Genomic DNA, 20,367 nt, shown 5'->3' on the forward strand with positions numbered 1-20,367 from the left:
TATCATATCCAGCTCTGGAAGAGCATCAGCCGGTTGAAAGTCTGCATCGACGTGCCGATGAAGGCCGCCGAGATCGGCAGCATGGCGGCAAAGCCGATCGCGGCGACCCCGACATAGGCCCACAGCAGCCAGCGTGGCAGTCCGTCCCGGCGCAGCACATAGACCAGCGCGAGCGACGCCAGGGTCGCAGCCGGCAGATAGTAATAGATGAAGGCGAGCGTGCGCGGCAGCAACGCCCAGGCGAGCCAGCACCCGAAATAGAAGACCGCGATCAGGAACGCATCCCGGCGGCGCGCAACGACGAAGTCGCGCAGCACGACGGCGAGCGCGAGCAGCGCCGGCCACAGCACCAGGGGATTACCGAGGAAGGCGATCGCGGAGACATTGCCGTCCGCGGTCTTGTCGAACAGGAACCATACCGGGCGCGCGAGCAGCGGCCATGACGGCCACGCGCTCATATAAGTGTGGCCGGCGATGGCAGTGGTGGTGTTGTCGGCGAAGATCCGGCGTTGCGCCTCGACCAGATCCGGCAGCGACACGCCGTACAGCGGGACGAAGGCCGCAAGATATGTCATCGCGGGCAGGACGGTGAAGCAGAGCACGACGTGATGTAATCTGAAGTCGGGCCAGAGGTCGGGCCGGTACCAATCCCCCCGCTTCGCGTCGGCAAACAGGGTGTGCCAGCCCTGCATCAGGCGAATCACCGCGACGATGACGATGCAGATTCCGAGTGGAAATAGGCCGCTCCATTTGCAGGCGGCAGCACAGCCGAACAGGCTGCCGGCAGCCGCGAACAACGCATGAGGACGATCCTTTCGAAAACCGTGCATGAAGGCGGCAATTGCGAGCAGGCCGAAGCCGAGCGCAAAAATGTCGAGCATCGCGACGCGCGCCTGCACGTACAGCATCTGATTGCAGCCGGCGATCAGCGCAGCGGCGATCGCAGGCCCTTGCGCGGCGAATAGTGCGAGGCCGCACAGATAGATCGCGACGATCGCGAGCGCGCCGAACAATGTCGCGGGATAGCGCCAGCCCAGCGCGGTGTCGCCGAAGGTCGCTATCGATAGCGCGATCAGCTCTTTCGCCAAAGGCGGATGCATCGGGTTGAGCATCGGTTGCGACATCGTCGGTGCCAGCATCTGCCGCGCCGCCGGCACGTAGTGCACTTCGTCGAAGACGAACTTCTCCGGCGTCGTCAAGCCGATCAGCAGGGCGAGATGCGCGGCCAGGAAAATCGCGACAGCAATCACTGCGCTCCGCGACACCTTCGGAACCGCGGGCAAGTCGAGCGGCATTTGTGGGGATGTTTTGCGTGGCAAATTTGCGTCACCGCCGAGAATAATAGACATCGCAGTTTTCATTGAACGCATTCTGCCGCGACTGTCACTAAGCATAGCGCAGGTCTCGCGCTGCTTGTGATAATTCCGCCACATCGCAAGCGCGCGCGATCCGGTACGATCAGGGACACATCGATCGGTTGCGAAATGAATTTGCGTTTCTGGCTTTTCTCCACGCTGTTGTCGATCGCCTTGTGCGTGGCCCCTTGCGCGCAGGCGCAGACGCGCGTCGGGGAAGCCGTCGTGATCCAGAATGAGGTCGTTCGCGTGGCCGCGACCACGACACCGATCAGCATTGGCGACAGCATGCTGCGGGACGAGACCGTGCGTACCGGCGCCGGCAGCGCAGCGCGCTTCGTGATGGCCGACAGCACCAATCTGTCGCTCGGTCCGAGCGCCACGCTCAAGCTCGACCGCACCGTCTTCAACGACGAGCACAGCTATCGTGACGTTGCGATCCGCATGACGACCGGCGCATTCCGTTTCGTCACCGGACATTCCGAGAAGACCGCCTACAAGATCACGACCCCGCTTGCGACGATCGGCGTGCGCGGTACTACACTCGATATCCTGTCCCAGCGCGGCCGCTCGGTCGTCGTGCTGCAGGACGGCGCCGCCAGTGTCTGCACGACGAGCCAACAGTGCGTGCAGCTCACCCAGCCCGGCGACACCGCAATCATCAGCTCGACCGGCGGCAAGGTCTCCATCAGTAAGACCAATACGCCGCCCTGGACCTTTGCCGCGACCTGCGCCGCGAGCGCGGGACTGTGCGCGGTCAACCAATATGCGGACGCCTCGCCGACCATCACGCCTGCCGTCCACGACGACGGCATGCTGTGCGGACGCTGAAGATGGCGGTATTCAACGTCAGGCGCTTCATCGTCGCGAGCGTGCTGACCGCCGTGTTTGCGTTTGTCGCGTTGGATGCCCGTCCGGCGGCAGCCCAGGGGGCGACGTGCGAATCCGGGTGCGGAGAGCCGACGCCCTCCCCTTCGCCGACATATTCACCCTCTCCAACGACAACCTACAGCCCCTCGCCCGCGCCCAGCCCCTACCCGTCATCGTCGCCGAGCCCTTATCCGTCCTCTTCGCCGAGCCCGACGCCGACACCGACGCCGACCGGCGCGGATTCCAGCGGCGGCTCGATCGGCGACCTCGCCAACCAGCGCTTCAACCAGATGATCACCAACCGAGTGCTCGGCACGGTGCTGCTCGGCGTCAACGAGCAGGTCAATTGCAGCAACTGCGTCAGCGCGTTCGGCTCCGCCGGCTCGTTCTCGGCCGGCATCCACGGCCGCAAGGAGCTGACCAACAATCTGTCGCTGCTCGCCGGCATCGCCTACACGCAATACAGCGAAGGCGGCTACAACATCACCAGCGCGCCGATCGGCGCATTCGCGCTACGCTATGACTTCACCGACTGGGGCTCGTCGCGTCCGTTCTTCGACGTCGGCACGATCCTGACGCCGTGGGAGAAGGCGCGCTACACCCGCAGCTACAACACCAGCCTCGGCCCGGTGAGCGTCACGAGTTCGACCAACGCCGCGAACTACGCCGTCTACGGCCGCGCCGGCTGGATGAGCCGCGTGTCGCCCCGCGACGAGGTCGCCGCCTCGATCGAGGTCTGGCAGCTCTGGCAGCGCGTCTCGGGCTACACCGACAGCGCAGTGGCGTTCAATCCGTTCGATGCCAGCATCGCGACCGGCACCGACCGCACCAGCCTGGTCCAGATCGGCGGCCAGTGGACGCATCTCTACGGCAGCAATATCGAGGCCAACATCAATGGCGGCTGGGTGCAGTCGTTCGCTGGCCATAGCGGCATCGTCGCCACCGTGACCGGCGACGGCGTGGTGGTGCCGACCATGGGCAACCAGGGCTGGTTCGAATATGGCGGCCGGCTCGGCTTCCGCATGCAGAAGGGCTGGATCGTGGACCTGTTCGCCAACGGCACGCTCGGCCCGCAGCCAGTGGGTAACACCATCCATGGCGGCGTGGGGCTGCGGATCAATTATTAGCGGCGGGCTCAATCTCGTAGGGTGGGCAAAGCGGAGCGTGCCCACCACTTTCTCTCGCCGAGAAAAAATGGTGGGCACGGCGCAACCGCGCCTTTGCCCACCCTACGATACTGTGGCTTCCACATCACGCTGCCGACTTGCCCTCGAACGCGCGGCGCAAGGTCTCCACGTCCAGCTTCACCATCTTCATCATGGCCTGCATCGCGCGTGCGGCAGCCGCCTTGTCGGGGCTCGAGAGGAGTTCGAATATCACCTTCGGCACGACCTGCCAGGCCACGCCCCAGCGATCCCTGAGCCAGCCGCACTGCTCTTCCTTGCCGCCATGGGCCAGGAACGCATTCCAGACGCTGTCGACCTGGGCCTGATCGTCGCAATGGATCATCAGCGAGATCGCATGGGTGTATTCCATTTTCATGCCGCCGTTGAGCGCGACCAAAGGCTGTCCCGCCACCGAGAATTCGACGACGAGCACGGAGCCTTCCTTGCCGGACGGGCCATCTGAAACGTTGCGCTGAACATGCGTGATCGCCGAATTCGGCACGAGCGAGACGTAGAACTTCGCGGCTTCCTCGGCATCGCCATTGAACCACATGCAGGGAACGACCTTCGACATCGTGAATGCTCCTCTTCAGTTGTGATGTTCGCGCGCTAGATCAGACGTTCGCCATGTCGGACTGCGCCGGGAAGGCTGCCATGTCCATCCAGTTCACGCCCCACATGTGGCCGTCCGGATCCTCGAAGCTGCGGCCGTACATGAAGCTGTATTCGTCCTTCGGGCTGGGATCGGCCACCCCGCCTGCAGCCGCGGCCCTGCTGACGATATCGTCGACCTCGGTCCGGCTATCGGCGGACAGGCAGAACAGCGCCTGGTTTGAGGTCTTTGCATCCGAGATCGGCTTCGGCGTGAACTGCCGGAATTTCTCGTGGGTCGTCAGCATCGCATAGATAGTCTCGGAAAAGACCATGCAGCTCGCTGTTTCGTCGCTGAATTGCGGGTTCCTGGTCGCACCGACCGCCTCGTAAAAGGCAGTGGCGCGCTTGAGGTCGGTCACGGGCAGATTGAGGAAAATCATCCTGGGCATCGGAGCTCCTTGGGCGGGGTTCTGCCCAAGGACGGATGGCCAAGCGGCGATCCGACACGGCTTCCGGACCTTTTTTGGACCCCTGCCTGCGAGGTTCTGTCGCACAGAACCCGCTGGCTTTCAGGTGTTCCTCACTTCTTCTCGTTCGGATCGCGGTGAATGGGATCGACCCACAGCACGGTCTCGGGCTTCTCGACCGGCTCGATGTCGAGGTTGATCGCCACCGCCTCGCCGTCGCTGCGCACCAGCACACATTCCAGCACCTCGTCCCGGCTGGCGTTGATCTCCTGATGGGGCACGTAGGGCGGGACGAAAATGAAGTCGCCGGGGCCGGCCTCTGCGGTGAATTGGAGGCTCTCGCCCCAGCGCATCCGCGCCTTGCCTTTCACGACGTAGATGACGCTTTCGAGATGGCCATGGTGATGCGCGCCGGTCTTGGCGTCGGGCTTGATGCTGACCGTGCCCGCCCACAATTTCTGCGCACCGACGCGCGCGAAATTGATCGCGGCCGCGCGGTCCATGCCCGCCGTCGACGGCACGTTGGTATCGAGCTGGTTGCCGGGAATGACGCGCACGCCGTCATGTTTCCAGCGATCGTCGTGATCGTGGTCATGGTGGGAATGCGAATGGTCATGACCGGTCATGAGACTTGCTTTCTGTTGGTTCCGTGCGCGGCAAACTAACCCAAAGCCGCGACATCGAGCCATACCAAAATCGGAACCCTCATAACCGTCGAACGTTGTCCTGACGAGCAAACCGCAAGGAGGATTTCATGGGTAGCACGACCGACAAGATCAAGGGCACCGCAAACGAGGCAATGGGAAAGGCCAAACAGGGCATCGGTGAAGCCACCGGTTCCGAGCGCATGAAGGGCGAAGGTGCGGTCCAGGAAGTGAAGGGCAAGGGCCAGCAGGCCATGGGCGATGCCAAGGATGCCGCGAAAGACGCGGTCGATCGCGCTGCGGCTTCGGCCAAGCGCGCGACGGAATAACGAGCATCGCACTCAAAGTGAAAGACCGGCCGAGAGGCCGGTCTTTTTGTTTGCGGGCTTACTTCACCCCGAGCAATTCCACGTCGAACATCAGCGTTGCGTTCGGCGGGATCACGCCGCCTGCGCCACGGGCACCATAGCCGAGCTGCGGCGGAATGATCAGCGTGCGCTTGCCGCCGACCTTCATGGAGGCAACACCCTCGTCCCAGCCGGCGATGACCCGGCCCTTGCCGATCGGGAATTCGAACGGCTCGTTGCGGTCGACCGACGAGTCGAATTTCTTGCCCTTCTGGCCGTTCTCGTAGAGCCAGCCGGTGTAGTGCATTACGCAGATCTGGCCGGGCTTCGGCGAAGCGCCGGTGCCGACGACGCTGTCGGTAATCTGCAAACCTGAAGCTGTGGTCATGGTCTTCCCTGCGGTCTGGGCCGAGGCCGTGGTGGAGACGAAATCGGACACGCCGGCGATCACGGTGATCGCGAGTGCCGACATGATGGCGAGGAGCACGCGCTGTAAACGCTGCATAAGACACCTTACGTTTGAGGCGGAAGGGGTCTAGCGCAACGCCGACGCCGTTGCCACCCCCTCAGGCCTCGATATTTTCCAGCCGCACGGGCAGCTTGCGGATGCGCTGGCCTGTGGCGTGATAGATCGCATTGCAGATCGCCGCATTGGTGCCGACATTGGCGAGCTCGCCGAGGCCCTTCACGCCGGCCGGGTTGATGTGATCGTCCTGCTCGGAAAGCAGGATCACCTCGACACCGGGGACGTCGGCATTCACTGGCACGAGATAGTCGGCTAGATTGTCGTTGACGTAACGCGCATTGCGCTCGTCGATCTCGGTGGCCTCCAGCAGTGCCGAGGACATGCCCCAGATCAGGCCGCCCATGAGCTGGCTGCGCGCCGTGCGCGGATTCATGATGCGGCCCGCCGCGAACGCTCCGACCAGCCGGGGGCAGCGGATTTCATGGGTAAAGCGGTTGACGCGGATCTCGACGAACTCGGCACCGAAGGCGTACGCGATCTTGTCCTTCATCTGATGGCCACCGACGAGCCGCGCGTGCCCGCTGTGCATCGCCGTGAATGAATCCAGCGGCGCGCCTTCGGGCTTCCACTCGCCGTATTCCTCGACGATACCGACACCGAGTGCGTCGAAGGCCTTTTCGATATCGAGTGGACGATCGCTCTGCGCCGCCTGCGTGCTCGGCGCCTGGCTGATGCCGACGGTCTCTTTGGCCTTGTCGGCTAGGCTGTCGCTCGGCATCACGGCCTTGAACAGCCTTTGACGAATTCGGTCGCACACCATCATCACCGCCGAGCAGGTGCTGGCAGTCGAGTTCGAACCGCCGGCAACAGGCGCCGGCGGCAGATCGCTGTCGCCCAGGAACACCGCGACCTTCTCCAGCGGCACGCCGAGCCGCTCGGCCGCGGTCTGGGCGATGACGGTATACGCGCCGGTGCCGATCTCGTGACCGGCGATCTCGACCCGGGTACGGCCGTCGCGCTGGAGGCGGACGCGCGCGGCAGAGGGCGCCATCTGCGTCGGATAGCAGGTGGCGGCACAGCCATAGCCTATCAGCCAGTCGCCGTCCGACATCGATTTCGGCTGCGGCGAACGCTGCGACCAGCCGAACGCCCTGGCGGCCTCGTCGAAGCACGCCATCAAGGACCGCGACGTATAAGGCTTGCCGCCGATCGGCTCCACGGTGGTGTCGTTGATGCGGCGGAGCTCGACAGGGTCCATGTTCAGTTTCACCGCAAGCTCGTCCATCGCGCTCTCAAGCGCGAAGAGATACGGCACCTCCGGCGGAGAGCGCATGAAGCCGGGCGTATTGCGGTCAGCGCGCACGATCGACACCAGACTTGCGACGTTCGGGCAGGCATAGAGCCGCGTCGTCGTCTTCGTGCCGCCGACGCAATAGGCATCCGGACGCGACGAAACCTCCGCGCCGTCGTGCCTCAAAGCCACCAGCTTGCCGTCCCGGCCCGCACCAAGCCTGATCTCGTGGCGCGTCTCGGCCCGGTAGGTGGCGATGGTGAAACCCTGGTCGCGGGTCGGCACCAGCTTGATCGGCCGGTTCAGGCGTTTGGCAATGCCGGCGATGATGGCGGTGCGGGGCGTCATCGAGCCGCGCGAACCAAAGCCCCCGCCGACATAGGGATTGACGACACGGACCTTGTCGGCGTCGATGCCGAGCTGCTCGGCGACGCCGTTCTTCAGGCCGTAGACATACTGGCTGCCCTCGTAGATGACGAGGTTGTCGCCCATCCAGGCGCAGCTCGTCGTAAACAGCTCCATTGGATTGTGGTGCTGGGTCGGCGTGTCATAGGAGGCGGTGAGTTTGACCTCGGCTGCGTCGAACGCCTTGGCGAAATCGCCGACCTCCGGGTCTTCCTTGAACTGTGCGTTCTGTCCCTTTGCCGCCGCCGTGGTGGTCCCCGGCGACTCAAAGCTCGCACTCGGCGCCACGGCCGTGTAGCTGACCTTGACGCGATTGGCGGCCTCGCGCGCCGCCTCGTAACTTTCGGCGATGACGACGGCGATGATCTGGCCATCATGGGCGACGTCGGCTGATTTCAGCGGCTGGATCGTGGTCCCGGCATAGCCGCCATTGCTGAACAGTTTCGATTCCTTCAGCTTCGGAGCGTTCTCGTGCGTGACGATGTCGATCACGCCGCGGACCTGCCTGGCATCGTCGAGATCGAAACCGTCGATGCGGCCCTTGGCGATGGCGCTGGTGACCAGGAATGCGTAGGCTGGATTGTCGAGCGGCATGTCGGACGCATATGTCGCCCGGCCCGTGACCTTTGCGGCCGCGTCATAGCGCGGCACGGGATGGCCCATGTTTGCTTTCGGCTCGGGAGCTGCAGCGGTCATGATCAGATCTCCATGGTTACGGCCTGCTGGAGCGCGCGCGCCACCACGCGCTTGCCGAGCGCGATCTTGAAGCTGTTGTGCCGGCGGCCCTTGGCGTCGGCAAACGCGGCATCGGCCACACGCTGCGCCAGACCGTCGTCGAATTTCTGTCCCTTCAGCAGCGCCTCAGCCTCGCGCGCCCGCCACGGCACGGTGGCGACGCCGCCGAGCGCGACACGCGCGTCCCTGATCGTGCCATCCTGCACATCGAGCGCGACCGCAGCCGACGACAGCGCGAACTCGTAGGACCGACGGTCGCGCGCCTTGAGATACACCGAGCGCGGCCAGCGGCCGGGAATGGAGAACGCAGAGATCAGCTCACCGGGCCGAAGCGTGGTCTCGATCTCGGGCGTCGTGCCGGGCGCCTTGTGCAAATCTGCGAACGGCAGGCTGCGCGTGCCGGACCTGCCGGTGATTTCGACCACCGCATCCAGCGCGATCAGCGCCTGGGCAAAATCGCCGGGATAGGTTGCGATGCACTGATCGGAAGTACCGAGCACCGCATGCATGCGATTGACGCCGTCCATGGCGGCACAGCCCGAACCGGGATTGCGCTTGTTGCAATTCTCATAGGAGACATCGCGGAAATAGCTGCAACGCGTTCGCTGCATCACGTTGCCGCCGAGCGTCGCCATGTTGCGCAGCTGGGCGCTGGCGGCGAGCTTCAGGGAATTCGCGATCACCGGATAGTTGCGCTGGATCTCGGCATGCGCGGCCACGTCGGACATCTTGGCGAGCGCGCCGAGCCGCAAGCCGTCACTGCCGGGCTCGATCGCCGACCAGCTGCGCGCCAGCGGATTGATATCGACGATTGCCGCGGGCCGCATCACGTCCAGCTTCATCAGGTCGATCAGCGTGGTGCCGCCGGCGAGCGGCTGTGCTGTAGCCTTGGTCAGCGGATTGTTCGCAGTTGCGGCAGCGCTGAGCGCCTGCACGGCCATGTCGGGATCTGTTGCCCTTTGGTAGGAAAACGATCGCATGGGCCTAGCCTTTCATGATCTCGGGCGCGGCCTGCTTCACGGCAGCGACGATGTTGGGATAGGCGGCGCAGCGGCAGATGTTGCCGCTCATGTATTCGCGGATGTCGGCCTCGCTGCCCGCATGCCCCTCCTTGACGCAGGCCACGGCGGACATGATCTGGCCCGGCGTACAATAGCCGCATTGAAACGCGTCGTTGTCGACGAAGGCCTGTTGCATCGGATGCAAATGATCGTCGGTGGCAAGGCCCTCGATCGTGGTGATCTCCTGCCCCTCGGCCGCGAGCGCGAGCGTCAGGCACGACACCACGCGTCGATCGTCGATCAGTACCGTGCAGGCACCACATTGGCCGTGGTCGCAGCCCTTTTTGCTGCCGGTGAGCTTGAGATGCTCCCGCAGCGCGTCGAGCACCGTTGTGCGCGCGTCGATGTGCAGGCGCTTGTCCGTGCCGTTGACCCGCAGCGTGACATCGACGGGGAGCGCCGGATCCTGCGCGGCCGACACGCTCGCATCCTGGGCGGCCGCACGCGCTGTCATGGGGACCAGCGCACTGCCGGCAGCGCCAGCCATGAAGGCGCGCCGATCGAATCCGGTCGGTCCGGAACCTGATTTTTCGGACATGGAGGGCCTCCGCCGCTTCGAGCAAGAGCAGCGCACGCCTGCACCGCTCATCGGCCCTTAACCTGAAGCAGTGAACTCCGTTCCGAACGAGAAAGGGCGACGCAGCAAATGCCGCGTCGCCCTTCGTCAAATTTTGCTGATGTTGCGCGGGGAACCCCGTGCGCGGCGGTCAGTATCCGAGCGCGCAACCGTCTTTGCGCGGATCGGAACCGCCGGTGAGCGTGCCCTTGTCCCAGTCGATCCAGATCGCCTGCGCGCCGCCGAGCGGACCGACGACGCTGGTGGTCTTGTGGCCGAGTTTCTTCAGGCCTTCGACGATATTGGCCGGCACGCTGTCCTCGAGCTGGTACTGTCCTTCGTAATGCAGGCCGCGCGGCATATCGATCGCCTCCTGCACGTCGCAGCCATAATCGAGAATGTTGGTCACCACATGGGCTTGGCCAACCGGCTGATATTGTCCGCCCATCACCGCGAACGGCATCACCGAACGGCCGCCCTTGGTGAGCAGGCTCGGCATGATCGTGTGCAGCGGGCGCTTGCCGCCGGCGATGCAATTCGGGTGGCCGGGCTGGATGCGGAAGCCGCCGGCGCGATTCTGGAGCAGGATGCCGGTCTTGTTCGAGACGATGGCGGAGCCGAAGGAATGCGCGACCGAGTTGATGAACGAGCAGACGTTGCGGTCCTTGTCCACGACGGTGATGTAGATGGTCGAGGGATTCATCGGCGGCGCGACGTTCGGCAGGTCGAGCATGCCGTCCATGCGGATCTTGTCGATGTGCTCGTTGCAGTATTCCTTGGCGAGGATCCTGGCGACCTCGATCTGCATATGCTCGGGATCGGCGACATGCAGCTCGCGATGCATGTAGGCGATGCGCGCGGCCTCGGCTTCGAGGTGGAAGCGCTCGACGCTGAGCGGCGCGTATTTCGTCAGGTCGAACCGCGACAGGATGTTCAACATCAGCAGCATGGTGAGGCCGGGTCCGTTCGGCGGGCACTGCCAGACGTCGTAGCCCTTGTACATGGTGCCGATCGGCGTCGTCGTCTCGGTGGTGTGCGCGGCGAAATCGTCGAGCGTGTGGAGGCCGCCGATTCCGCGCAGGGTCTCCACCATGTCCTCGGCGATCGGGCCCTTGTAGAAGGCGTCGCGGCCGTCCTTGGCGATCGCCCGCAGCGTCTTGCCGAGCTCGGCCTGGCGGATGACGTCGCCGGCCACCGGCGGCTTGCCGTGCGGCAACAGATACCGCTCCGTGTTGGTGCCACCCTTCAGCTTCTCGAACTGGTTCTTCCAGTCGAAGGCGATGCGAGGGGCGACGACGTAGCCTTCCTCGGCGGCCTTGATCGCGGGCTGGAGCAGGCGGTCGAAGCCGAACTTGCCGTGATCGCGCAAAACGGTCGCAAAGGCGTCGATCACGCCGGGGATCGAGACCGCATGCGCCGAGGTCAGCGGCACGGAGTTGATCTTGCGCTCGAGATACCAGTCGGCGTTCGCCGCCTTCGGGGCGCGGCCGGAGCCGTTATAGGCGATGATCTTGCCCTCGCCGCGCGGCTGGATCAGCGCAAAGCAGTCGCCGCCGATGCCGGTCGATTGCGGCTCGATCACGCCGAGAATGGCCGAGCCCGCAACGGCCGCGTCCACCGCCGTGCCGCCCTCGCGCAGCACCTCGATCGCGGCGAGTGACGCCTGCGGATGCGAGGTTGCCACCATCGCGTTGGTGGCGTGGACCGTGGACCTGCCGGGGAAATGGAAGTTTCTCATCGAATTCTTGCTCTCGTTGGGCGTCTGGCGCGGATGGCGTGTCGTTTCGGAAAAAGCCGCGCCTACATGACACATTCCGGCCCGCCGGGGCAATGCTGGCATACCAGGGAAATGGTTGCCATCCGCTGGGAATAGAGCTGCTTCTTGCGGGTTTTCCGGGCGCGCCCCGCCTGCTAAACGGGCGCCATGATTTGCAAGGTCGCCGCCTTCTACCAATTCGCCGCCCTGCCCGATTACCGGGAGTTGCGCGAGCCGCTGCGCGCGTTCTGCGCCGGCCTGGCGGTGAAGGGCAGCGTGCTGCTCGCGCAGGAGGGCATCAACGGCACGGTCGCGGGTGCGGGCGCGGCGATCGACGCTCTCGTCCATGAGCTCGCGCACGGCGACATCTTCAGCGGCAGGTTGAACAATCTCGAATTGAAGTTCTCGACCGCCGAGGCGATGCCATTCGGCCGGCTCAAGGTCCGGCTGAAGAAGGAGATCGTCACGCTCGGCGACGAAGCCGCCGATCCGACCCGGCAGGTCGGCACCTATGTCGATGCGAGCGAATGGAACGCGCTGATCGCGGCGCCCGACACGCTGGTGCTCGACACCAGGAACGCCTTCGAGGTGGCGATGGGGACGTTCGACGGCGCGCTCGACCCACGCATCGAGAGCTTTGGCAAGTTCAAGGAATTTGCGGCCGAACGGCTCGATCCTGTCAAACACCGCAGAATCGCGATGTTCTGCACCGGCGGCATCCGCTGCGAGAAAGCGAGCGCGCATCTGCTCGCGCGCGGCTTTGCCGAGGTCTATCACCTCAAGGGCGGCATTCTCAAATATCTGGAAGAGGTGCCGGAGGCTCAGAGTCGCTGGCGCGGCGAATGCTTCGTGTTCGACGAACGGGTCGCGCTCGGTCATGGTTTGCAGCAACTTGGCGCGCAACAACTCGGCTTGCAAGAACTTGGCTCGCCCGAACGAAATAAGGACGCGGCACGTGACGAATGAGATCCAGACGCTCGGCGAGCGCGTCGACACGCTTGAGACGCGCCTCGCCTATCAGGACGACGCGATCGAGACGCTGAACCAGACCATCACCGCGCAGTGGAAGCAGATCGACGCGCTGACGCGAAGGATCGCAGAGCTCGGCGAGCGGCTGCAGGAGGCCGAGGCGAATGCGCCGGGAGCCGCCAATGAGCGCCCCCCGCATTATTGAGCGGGGTTACTGACCGGACGCCTTGAGAAGAAGGTTGCTCACCTCGCCCGACATCATCAGCCGGTTGCGCCCGGCTTCCTTGGCGGCATAGAGCGCCTGGTCGGCGGCCTCGATCAGCGAGGTGACGCCGGCCGTGCGCTCCAGCGCCGGCCGGCAGGCAGCACCGCCGAGCGAAGCGGTGACGCAGCCAGCCGCATGGTTGCTGGCGTGGACGAGGCCCGCATCGCGGATCGCCCGTCGGATCCGGTCGCCGATCAGGGCGCAGCCGGCAGCGTCGGTGTTCGGCAGCAGCATGGCGAACTCCTCGCCGCCGTAACGCGCCGCCAGATCGCCGGAACGATGCATCTCGGCGGCGATGATCTGCGCCACCTGCCGGAGGCAGGCATCGCCCGCGGGATGGCCGTATTCGTCGTTGTAAGACTTGAAGTGGTCGACGTCGATCATCAGCAGGGAAAGGCTGGAGCGCTCGCGATAGGCACGCGCCCACTCCTCCTTCAGTCGTTCATCGAAGCGGCGGCGATTAGCAAGCCCGGTGAGGCTGTCCTCGATCGCGAGCGTTTCGAGCCGGGTCTCGAGCTTCTTCTGCTCGGTGATGTCGCGCGAGATCGCGACCACGCCGTCGACGCTGCCACTCTCCTTGCGGGTCACCCGCATGGTCGATTCGAGCCAGACTTCGGCGTTCTGCCGGTGCGCGTTGCGATAGGTAACGCGCACCTCCTCCTTCTCGCCGCGTTTCATGGCGTCGACGAGAGCCTGGACCTGCGGCCGGTCGTCCGCGTGAATGCCGGCGAGCGCGAGGGTTCCGATCAGCTGATTGGCGCGCCAGCCGACGACGCCAATCGACGATGGCGAGACATAGCGCAGCCGCTCGTCGAGCCCCATACGCGTCACCATGTCGCTGGAGCTTTCGGCAAGCAGTCGGAAATTCGCTTCCTTCTCGACCAGCGCGGCCGCCATGCTCTGGCCCCGCTGCAACTGCCGCACCAGCACCGCACCAATGATTGCGATCAGCATGACCAACGCGAGCACGTAGAGCATGCGGGAGATCACCGCAGCGCGCCAGGGTGCGAGCAGCTCGTCCTTGTCGACGGTGGCGAGCAGGACCAGCGGATAACGGCCAGAGCGCTTGAAGAAGCTGACGCGTTCGGCGCCATCGAGCGGCGACTTGAAATGATAGACGCCGCCCGGCCGCTGCAGAGCAGCGTCGCGGAACAGCGGCGTATTGGCAACGCTGCGGCCGATGTATTTCTCGTTACTCGGGTAGCGCGCGATGATCAGGCCGTCGCCGTGTGTCAACGCCACCGAGCTGTTGCGGCCGATCTCGAACTGTTCGTAGAAATGCGAGAGATATCCCGAGCTGATGGTCGCGAGCACCACGCCACCGAAGCTGCCATCCAGCTTGTTGAAACGGCGCGACAGGGTGACGACCCACTCGCCGTCGAGCAGGCTCTTCACGGGCCGGCCGACATGGGGCTCCCGTTTCGGCGAGAGCTGGTGATAACGGAAGAACGCGTCGTCGTTCAGAGTCGAGCCGATCGTGCCGGGCGAGGTCAACCAGTTGCCGCGGTCGTCAATGATGGCGAGGCTGTGGATGCGCTCTACCGCCTTCTTGCGCACCTCCAGCAGGGTTCTGAGCTTGGCGATCGTGGCCGGCTCGGTGCCGTCCATCTCCAGCCGGCTGACGACGCCGACGACGCCAGAATCCAGCAGATCGAGGCTGTCATCGGCATGCTGCGTCAGCGATCGCGCAACGTTGGCCATCTCGGTCTCGGCGCCCTTGAGCACCGCGTCGCGGGCCGCCCATTCCCGCCAGCCGCTGACGCCGAGGATGGCCACGCAGGTCAGCGCGACGAACGCAGCTGCCCGCAGCGGCAGGCGGCTCAATCCGGCTCTTTGGGTCACAGCACTCATGCGGCAGAATTCTCCGAAGATCGGAAACTCTGCTGCTTCTGTTATTGAACTCTGAAACGCCCGCAGAAATATGCGGCGATGTCGGCGGTTCCCGTAGTCGTACGGACACCGGAATCAGCGCATCGCTAACAGGGCATTAGCAGACCTATCGGAATCCGGCGCTCCCGCGGCTAGCTGAAGATGGCCTTAACCTTGTCCCAGAGCGAGGGATTGTCGGCCTCCGCATCGGCCTTCGAGGGCGTTGGCTGGGCGGCGCTCACGGGATCGGACGCCGGGAAGGTATCTTTCAGCCCGGCGTCGAGCTTGGCGTGGCGATCGGCGGCGAGCGCTTCGTGCAGATCGTCGGCGTGCTTGTCATGCGGCGCGGGGTTGAATGTCTCAGCCATGGTCTCGTCCTCCGTTGGCTGGTCAACGCGGTCGAATTGCGCTTGGTTCCCCTGTTCCGCTTCGGGCCGCGGCGGTGTATCAGGAGCCCTAACCATCCTCAGGACCGTTCGTGCCCCAGTCTGCGACAAAGCCTTTCATCGACGTCCTCTCCGGCCAGCGGCAGGTCATTCCGCCGATCTGGATGATGCGGCAGGCCGGCCGTTACTTGCCGGAATATCGCGAGGTGCGCGCCAGGGCCGGCGGCTTCCTCGACCTCTGCTTCAACCCGGAGCTTGCCGCCGAGGTGACGCTGCAGCCCATCCGGAGGTTCGGCTTCGATGCGGCGATCATCTTCTCCGACATCCTGGTGATCCCCTATGCGCTCGGACGCTCCGTGCGCTTCGAGGTCGGCGAGGGTCCGCGGCTCGAGCCGCTGGATGATCCCGCCAAGGTCGCGACACTGGCCAAGCACGCCAATTTCGGCAAGCTCGCGCCGGTGTTCGAGGCGCTCAAAATCGTGCGCGGCGCGGTCGATCCCAAGATCGCGTTGATCGGCTTCTGCGGCGCCCCTTGGACGGTGGCGACCTACATGGTCGCCGGCCAGGGCACGCCTGACCAGGCGCCGGCGCGGATGATGGCCTACCGGCATCCGGAGGCGTTCGCTGAGATCATCGACGTGCTGGTCGAGAACTCGATCGAATATCTGCTGGCGCAGCTTGCGGCAGGCGCCAACGCCTTGCAGATCTTCGACACCTGGGCCGGCGTGCTGCCACCCGCCGAGTTCGCGCGCTGGTCGATCGAACCGACCCGGCGCATCGTCGAAGGCGTGCGCGCCAAGGTGCCGGATGCGAAGATCATCGGCTTTCCGCGCGGTGCCGGTGCGCAACTGCCCGGGTTCGTCGAGGCGACCGGCGTCAACGCTGTCAGCATCGACTGGACCGCGGAGCCGGCCTTCATCCGCGAGCGCGTGCAGAGCAAGGTTGCGGTTCAGGGCAATCTCGATCCGCTGGTGCTGATCACAGGCGGCGCCGCGCTCGACCGCGCGGTCGACGACACGCTGGCGAATTTTGCGCAGGGGCGGTTCATCTTCAATCTCGGCCACGGCATCCAGCCGGAGACGCCGATCGCCCATGTTGAGCAGATGCTGAAGCGTGTGCGGGGCTGATTTATTTTGCGCCTGGGGAGTGGGAAAACAAAAAAGCACGAAAACAACCCCATGCACAGTAGAGAGGCCACGCCCGATCAATGACTTAGGGCGGACGGAAATCAGGTGCGCCGTCATCGCATCGGATCGCACCAACATTTGACCCGTCGGGCAAAACAGGCGCATGATGCCATCATCACACCGATGCCCGCCTCGCGGCCGACTTAGCGCGGCCGGCTGCGCTCGATAATCTCGGCGGCGCCCTTGGCCAGCAGATCCAGTCCCACCGCACGGCCGAGTTCGCGGGGACGATTGGCGGGACCCGAACGCAAGGCTTCGATGATGGTGTTGCCGGAGAGATCGAGCACGGACGCGGTGAGCGACATCTGATCGCCCGCAATGGTCGAAAAGCCCGCCACCGGCGAATTGCAATGGCCGTTCAGCACCCACAGCACCTCGCGCTCGGCATCGGCGCAGGCGTGAGCAGCGGGATCGTCGATCGATGCGAGAATGCGACGCGTCTGCCAGTCCTGTGCCGCGCATTCGACCGCGACGATGCCCTGCCCCGCTGCCGGCAGCATTTCCGCCGCGGAGAATTCGTAGCCGATGCGATGGGAAAGGCCGACGCGGTCGAGGCCGGACCGCGCCATGATCAGCGCATCGGCAGGCCCCACCGCGCCGCCATCCGGCAGGCGCTGCTTCTCGCCATTGTCGAGTTTTCGCACGCGCGTGTCGGCGGCGCCACGGAAATGGATGATCTCGACGTCGGGAAACAATCGCCGCGCATAGGCGGCGCGGCGGACGGCGTTGGTGCCGATCTTGAAATCCTTGCCACGCGACTGGCGCAGCGCCTCCAGCGTCACGCCATCACGCAGCACCAGCGCGTCGTTGGGAGGATCGCGCGAGAGCGTGGCGCCGATCACGAGACCGGGCGTGTCTTCGTTGCCGGGCATGTCCTTTAGCGAATGCATCGCCGCCTGGAGTTCGCCCGACAGTACGGCGGCGCGGATCTGGGCCACGAAGGCACCACCCTTGCCGCCATGAGGCAACAGCTTGCTGGTCTGGTCGAGATCGCCCGTGGTGTCGAACTTGACGATCTCGACGTCGAGATCGGGCAAGGCAGCGGTCAAGCGGCGCGCGATCTCTTCCGTCTGTGCCAGCGCCATCGCGCTCTTGCGTGTGCCGATCTTGAATCGCGTAGCCAAGTCCAAATCCTCTCAAGACGCGAGTTTACCGCGCATCCTCCAATATCATGTCGGAGGCCTTTTCGGCGATCATGATGATCGGCGCGTTGGTGTTCCCCGATACGAGATCGGGCATGATCGAGCCGTCGACGATGCGGAGGCCTTCGAGGCCCCTCACCTTCAGCCGCTGATCGACCACCGCGAGCGCATCATTGCCCATACGACAGGTCGAGGTCGGATGGTAGATGGTGCTGCCCCGCTCACGGCAATAATCCAGCAGCTCGGCATCCGTGGCTACCTTCGCTCCGGGATCGTACTCGTCGACCACGAACGGCTTCAGCGCCGGTGCATGCAATATCTTGCGCAGGATCTTCAGGCCTTCCACGTTGGTGGTGCGGTCGGTCTCGGTCGACATGTAGTTGATGCGGATCTCCGGCGGCACCGTCGGGTCGGCGCTTTTGATGCGCAAGGACCCGCGGCTTTCGGGACGGAGCTGGCATACCGACGCGGTGAAGCCGGAGAAACCATGAAGCTTCTCGCCCATCTTGTCGGTCGAGAACGGCAGGAAGTGGACCTGGATGTCCGGCGAGGCCAGCCGCGGGCTGGTCTTGAAGAACGCGCCCGCGGTGCCCGCCGCGATCGTCAGCCAGCCTTTGCGGAACAGCGCATAGCGTGCGCCGGCCATGGTGCGGCGGAGCGGATGATTGACGGTGTCGTTGAGCGTAATCTTCTGCGAGCAGCGCATCACAATGCGGACCTGCATGTGGTCCTGGAGGTCGTGACCGACGCCCGGCGCGTCCAGCACGACGTCGATGCCGTGCTTGCGCAGGAGGTCGCCGGGTCCGACACCGGAGAGTTGAAGCAGCTGCGGCGAGTTGTAGGCGCCGCTCGACAGCACGACCTCCTTGCGCGCGCGGGCGCGGCGCAAATTGGCGCCTTGACGGTATTCAACGCCGACGGCGCGGCGGCCCTCGAACAACACGCGCTGGCCGAGCGCGCCAGTTTCGATCTTGAGATTGCCGCGGGCCTTGGCGGGGCCGAGATAGGCCACCGCCGTCGAGGCGCGGCGGCCATTGCGCGTCGTGGTCTGGAACAGGCCGACGCCTTCCTGGGTGGCGCCGTTGAAATCAGGATTGTAGGGCAGACCGCTCTCGACCGCGGCGTCAATGAACGCCTTCGACAACGGATCGGTCACCACCATGTTGGACACCGGCAGCGGGCCGCCGCTGCCGTGATATTGATCGGCGCCGCGCGACTGGTTCTCGGCCTTCTTGAAATAGGGCAGCACGTCGTCATAGCCCCAGCCGGCGTTGCCGCGCTGACGCCATCTGTCGTAATCCTCGTGCTGGCCGCGAACATAGAGCAGGCCGTTGATCGAGCTCGACCCGCCCAGCGTCTTGCCGCGCGGCTGGAACACCTGACGGCCCTTCAGCTCGGGCTCCGGCTCGGTCTGGTACATCCAGTTGACGGTCTTTTCCTTGAACAGCTTGCCGTAGCCGAGCGGCACGTGGATCCAGATGTTGGAATCCTTCGGGCCTGCTTCGAGCAACAGTACGCTGTGCTTGCCGTTCGCCGAGAGCCGGTTGGCGAGCACGCAGCCTGCAGAGCCGGCGCCGACGATGACGTAGTCGAACTCAGGGTCGGAGGGCGAGAGGGAGGAAGTTGCGTTCATGCGCTACTGTTCTTTTTGTTGGGGAGCGTTTCCAATCATCACTTAGCACGATCATGCAGCGACGCGCAGCGCCTCGACCAGCGACCTGAACGCACGGGCATATTCCGCACCCGCCCTTGCGATATCGGCGCGGCCGGCGCAGGCGACCGCCGCTTCCGTGACCGCGCCGAGCAGCAGCCGGGCCAGCGGCTCGACCGGCTGCCGCGCGATCAGGCCAGCCTCCATCGCCGCCGCAATCGCACGCGGCAGCTTGCCGCCGAAATGTTTGGCGTCGATCTCGCGCCAGCGCTCCCAGCCGAGCACCGCCGGGCCGTCGCGCAGGATGATCTGGCCGGTCGGCCCCTTCGCGGTTGCGGCGAAATAATGCTGGGTGCCAGCGACCATCGCGGCAAGCACATCCTTCTCGGCACGGGCCGTGCTGTCGATCTCCGCGACGAGGTCGCGCGAGACCTGGTCGAACACCGCTTCGAACACCGCCTCCTTGGTCTTGAAGTGATGATAGACCGCGCCCTTGGCGACGCGGGCGGCTTCGGCGATCTCGTCCATCGTCGTCGCGGCAAAGCCTTGCGACCCGAACAGGCGGCGCGCCGCCGTCAGGATCGCTTCCGATGTCGCAGCCCGCCGCTCCGCCTGTTTCGCCATGGCTCTGCTGTAGTCGAAACGGACGAGGACAGCCAGTTGACTTTTCGACCGCCGGTCGGTATTTACCGACTACCAGTCGGTTTTATTTGTGAGGTGCGCCATGCCGAGCCGTGATGTCGTCGAAGCTTTTGCCAAACGATTGGAGGACGGGGATTTCGTCGGGGCGATCCTCGACTACTACACGCCGGACGCTGCCACCTGTGAAAACCAGGCCGAACCCCTCGTCGGACGCGACAAGCTCGCGGCCAAGGAGCGCGGCGTGCTGGCAGCCTTCAAGGAGGTCAAGGCAGTGCGCATCGGGCCGAGCCTGATCGAAGGCGATCATGTCGCCACGCGCTGGACCTTCAGCTTCACCAACGCCGAGGGCATCATCCGAACGTTGGATGAGATCGCGTGGCAGAGGTGGCGGGGCGATCAGTTGATCGAAGAACGGTTTTATTACGACCCCAAACAATTGGGACGCTGAGCCGCTGACTGTCTCTACGAGACCGGCTTCACACCCGGCGGCTACCATCCCCTTCGCCCGAACGCAGGATCGACGGTGCTTCGGTCCTGGGCCAG

The 20,367-nt window shown here is 64.7% G+C and carries 21 protein-coding genes; 7 read left to right on the plus strand and 14 right to left on the minus strand.

Translation table 11 applies throughout. The features are described from left to right. Positions 1 to 2 precede the first annotated feature (2 nt). A complete protein-coding gene (locus tag AC0L3A_RS28455) occupies positions 3 to 1,433 on the minus strand; it encodes a phospholipid carrier-dependent glycosyltransferase (RefSeq protein ID WP_473255544.1) in 1,431 nt (476 codons plus the stop codon). Positions 1,434 to 1,484: 51 nt separating this feature from the next. On the opposite strand from AC0L3A_RS28455, the gene AC0L3A_RS28460 reads away from it, so the two are divergent. Both AC0L3A_RS28460 and AC0L3A_RS28465 read left to right on the plus strand, forming a co-directional pair. After that, positions 1,485 to 2,186 carry a FecR family protein gene (locus tag AC0L3A_RS28460; protein ID WP_007595209.1) on the plus strand — a complete coding sequence of 234 codons (702 nt, stop codon included), beginning with the start codon at positions 1,485 to 1,487 and terminating at the stop codon, positions 2,184 to 2,186. 2 nt (positions 2,187 to 2,188) lie between these two features. Further along, positions 2,189 to 3,352, plus strand: a complete 1,164-nt coding sequence (locus AC0L3A_RS28465; protein WP_473255545.1) for a hypothetical protein — start codon at positions 2,189 to 2,191, stop codon at positions 3,350 to 3,352. Between the two features lie 124 nt (positions 3,353 to 3,476). Here AC0L3A_RS28465 and AC0L3A_RS28470 read toward each other — a convergent pair whose 3' ends face one another. From AC0L3A_RS28470 to AC0L3A_RS28480, 3 genes are all read right to left on the minus strand, one after another. Next, the gene (locus AC0L3A_RS28470; protein WP_007595211.1) at positions 3,477 to 3,965 is read right to left on the minus strand and encodes a VOC family protein; all 489 of its coding nucleotides are present in this window, start codon (positions 3,963 to 3,965) and stop codon (positions 3,477 to 3,479) included. 40 nt (positions 3,966 to 4,005) lie between these two features. Then, positions 4,006 to 4,434: a VOC family protein gene (locus tag AC0L3A_RS28475; protein WP_007595212.1), complete on the minus strand. Its 429-nt coding sequence runs from the start codon at positions 4,432 to 4,434 to the stop codon at positions 4,006 to 4,008. 131 nt (positions 4,435 to 4,565) lie between these two features. After that, entirely contained in the window at positions 4,566 to 5,078 is a 513-nt protein-coding gene (locus AC0L3A_RS28480; RefSeq protein ID WP_007595213.1) for a cupin domain-containing protein, read from the minus strand. Between the two features lie 128 nt (positions 5,079 to 5,206). Here AC0L3A_RS28480 and AC0L3A_RS28485 point away from each other — a divergent pair, with 128 nt between their 5' ends. Beyond that, positions 5,207 to 5,425, plus strand: coding sequence for a CsbD family protein (locus AC0L3A_RS28485; RefSeq protein ID WP_007595214.1), 219 nt, complete (start codon positions 5,207 to 5,209; stop codon positions 5,423 to 5,425). A 58-nt stretch (positions 5,426 to 5,483) separates the two neighbouring features. Here the strand turns inward: AC0L3A_RS28485 and AC0L3A_RS28490 are convergent, their stop codons facing one another. The 5 genes from AC0L3A_RS28490 to ggt all read right to left on the minus strand — a co-directional run bounded on the left by AC0L3A_RS28490 (position 5,484) and on the right by ggt (position 11,695). Continuing rightward, positions 5,484 to 5,948, minus strand: coding sequence for an FKBP-type peptidyl-prolyl cis-trans isomerase (locus tag AC0L3A_RS28490; protein WP_007595215.1), 465 nt, complete (start codon positions 5,946 to 5,948; stop codon positions 5,484 to 5,486). 61 nt (positions 5,949 to 6,009) lie between these two features. After that, entirely contained in the window at positions 6,010 to 8,301 is a 2,292-nt protein-coding gene (locus tag AC0L3A_RS28495) for a xanthine dehydrogenase family protein molybdopterin-binding subunit (protein ID WP_007595217.1), read from the minus strand. A gap of 2 nt (positions 8,302 to 8,303) precedes the next feature. Beyond that, the gene (locus AC0L3A_RS28500) at positions 8,304 to 9,320 is read right to left on the minus strand and encodes an FAD binding domain-containing protein (RefSeq protein WP_007595219.1); all 1,017 of its coding nucleotides are present in this window, start codon (positions 9,318 to 9,320) and stop codon (positions 8,304 to 8,306) included. A 4-nt stretch (positions 9,321 to 9,324) separates the two neighbouring features. Beyond that, the gene (locus AC0L3A_RS28505; RefSeq protein WP_007595221.1) at positions 9,325 to 9,939 is read right to left on the minus strand and encodes a (2Fe-2S)-binding protein; all 615 of its coding nucleotides are present in this window, start codon (positions 9,937 to 9,939) and stop codon (positions 9,325 to 9,327) included. 169 nt (positions 9,940 to 10,108) lie between these two features. Next, positions 10,109 to 11,695 carry a gamma-glutamyltransferase gene (gene ggt, locus AC0L3A_RS28510; protein ID WP_007595222.1) on the minus strand — a complete coding sequence of 529 codons (1,587 nt, stop codon included), beginning with the start codon at positions 11,693 to 11,695 and terminating at the stop codon, positions 10,109 to 10,111. Positions 11,696 to 11,881: 186 nt separating this feature from the next. Between ggt and trhO the strand changes: the two genes are divergently transcribed. Beyond that, positions 11,882 to 12,679, plus strand: coding sequence for an oxygen-dependent tRNA uridine(34) hydroxylase TrhO (gene trhO, locus AC0L3A_RS28515; RefSeq protein ID WP_473255546.1), 798 nt, complete (start codon positions 11,882 to 11,884; stop codon positions 12,677 to 12,679). Then, complete coding sequence (locus AC0L3A_RS28520) at positions 12,669 to 12,887, plus strand: SlyX family protein (RefSeq protein ID WP_473255547.1); 219 nt, start codon at positions 12,669 to 12,671, stop codon at positions 12,885 to 12,887. The genes trhO and AC0L3A_RS28520 overlap by 11 nt, the downstream gene beginning before the upstream one ends. A 6-nt stretch (positions 12,888 to 12,893) precedes the next feature. On the opposite strand, the gene AC0L3A_RS28525 is transcribed toward AC0L3A_RS28520, so the two are convergent. Together AC0L3A_RS28525 and AC0L3A_RS28530 are read right to left on the minus strand one after the other, a co-directional pair. Further along, positions 12,894 to 14,798 carry a sensor domain-containing diguanylate cyclase gene (locus AC0L3A_RS28525; protein WP_007595234.1) on the minus strand — a complete coding sequence of 635 codons (1,905 nt, stop codon included), beginning with the start codon at positions 14,796 to 14,798 and terminating at the stop codon, positions 12,894 to 12,896. A 170-nt stretch (positions 14,799 to 14,968) separates the two neighbouring features. Further along, on the minus strand, positions 14,969 to 15,184 hold the full coding sequence (locus AC0L3A_RS28530) for a hypothetical protein (RefSeq protein ID WP_007595236.1): 216 nt from the start codon (positions 15,182 to 15,184) through the stop codon (positions 14,969 to 14,971). A 110-nt stretch (positions 15,185 to 15,294) separates the two neighbouring features. On the opposite strand from AC0L3A_RS28530, the gene hemE reads away from it, so the two are divergent. After that, positions 15,295 to 16,329 (plus strand): uroporphyrinogen decarboxylase, encoded by a 1,035-nt coding sequence (hemE, locus tag AC0L3A_RS28535; RefSeq protein WP_007595237.1) that lies wholly within the window; start codon positions 15,295 to 15,297, stop codon positions 16,327 to 16,329. 203 nt (positions 16,330 to 16,532) lie between these two features. On the opposite strand, the gene hemC is transcribed toward hemE, so the two are convergent. From hemC to AC0L3A_RS28550, 3 genes are read right to left on the minus strand one after another with little or no spacing between them, the layout of a single operon-like run. After that, positions 16,533 to 17,513 carry a hydroxymethylbilane synthase gene (hemC, locus tag AC0L3A_RS28540; RefSeq protein ID WP_007595240.1) on the minus strand — a complete coding sequence of 327 codons (981 nt, stop codon included), beginning with the start codon at positions 17,511 to 17,513 and terminating at the stop codon, positions 16,533 to 16,535. A gap of 25 nt (positions 17,514 to 17,538) precedes the next feature. Further along, positions 17,539 to 19,164 (minus strand): GMC family oxidoreductase, encoded by a 1,626-nt coding sequence (locus AC0L3A_RS28545; RefSeq protein ID WP_007595241.1) that lies wholly within the window; start codon positions 19,162 to 19,164, stop codon positions 17,539 to 17,541. A 51-nt stretch (positions 19,165 to 19,215) separates the two neighbouring features. After that, positions 19,216 to 19,806, minus strand: a complete 591-nt coding sequence (locus AC0L3A_RS28550; protein ID WP_007595244.1) for a TetR/AcrR family transcriptional regulator — start codon at positions 19,804 to 19,806, stop codon at positions 19,216 to 19,218. A gap of 100 nt (positions 19,807 to 19,906) precedes the next feature. Here AC0L3A_RS28550 and AC0L3A_RS28555 point away from each other — a divergent pair, with 100 nt between their 5' ends. Next, positions 19,907 to 20,272: a nuclear transport factor 2 family protein gene (locus AC0L3A_RS28555; RefSeq protein WP_007595252.1), complete on the plus strand. Its 366-nt coding sequence runs from the start codon at positions 19,907 to 19,909 to the stop codon at positions 20,270 to 20,272. The last annotated feature ends 95 nt before the right edge of the window (positions 20,273 to 20,367 follow it).

The organism is Bradyrhizobium sp. MI1.3, assembly GCF_055811695.1.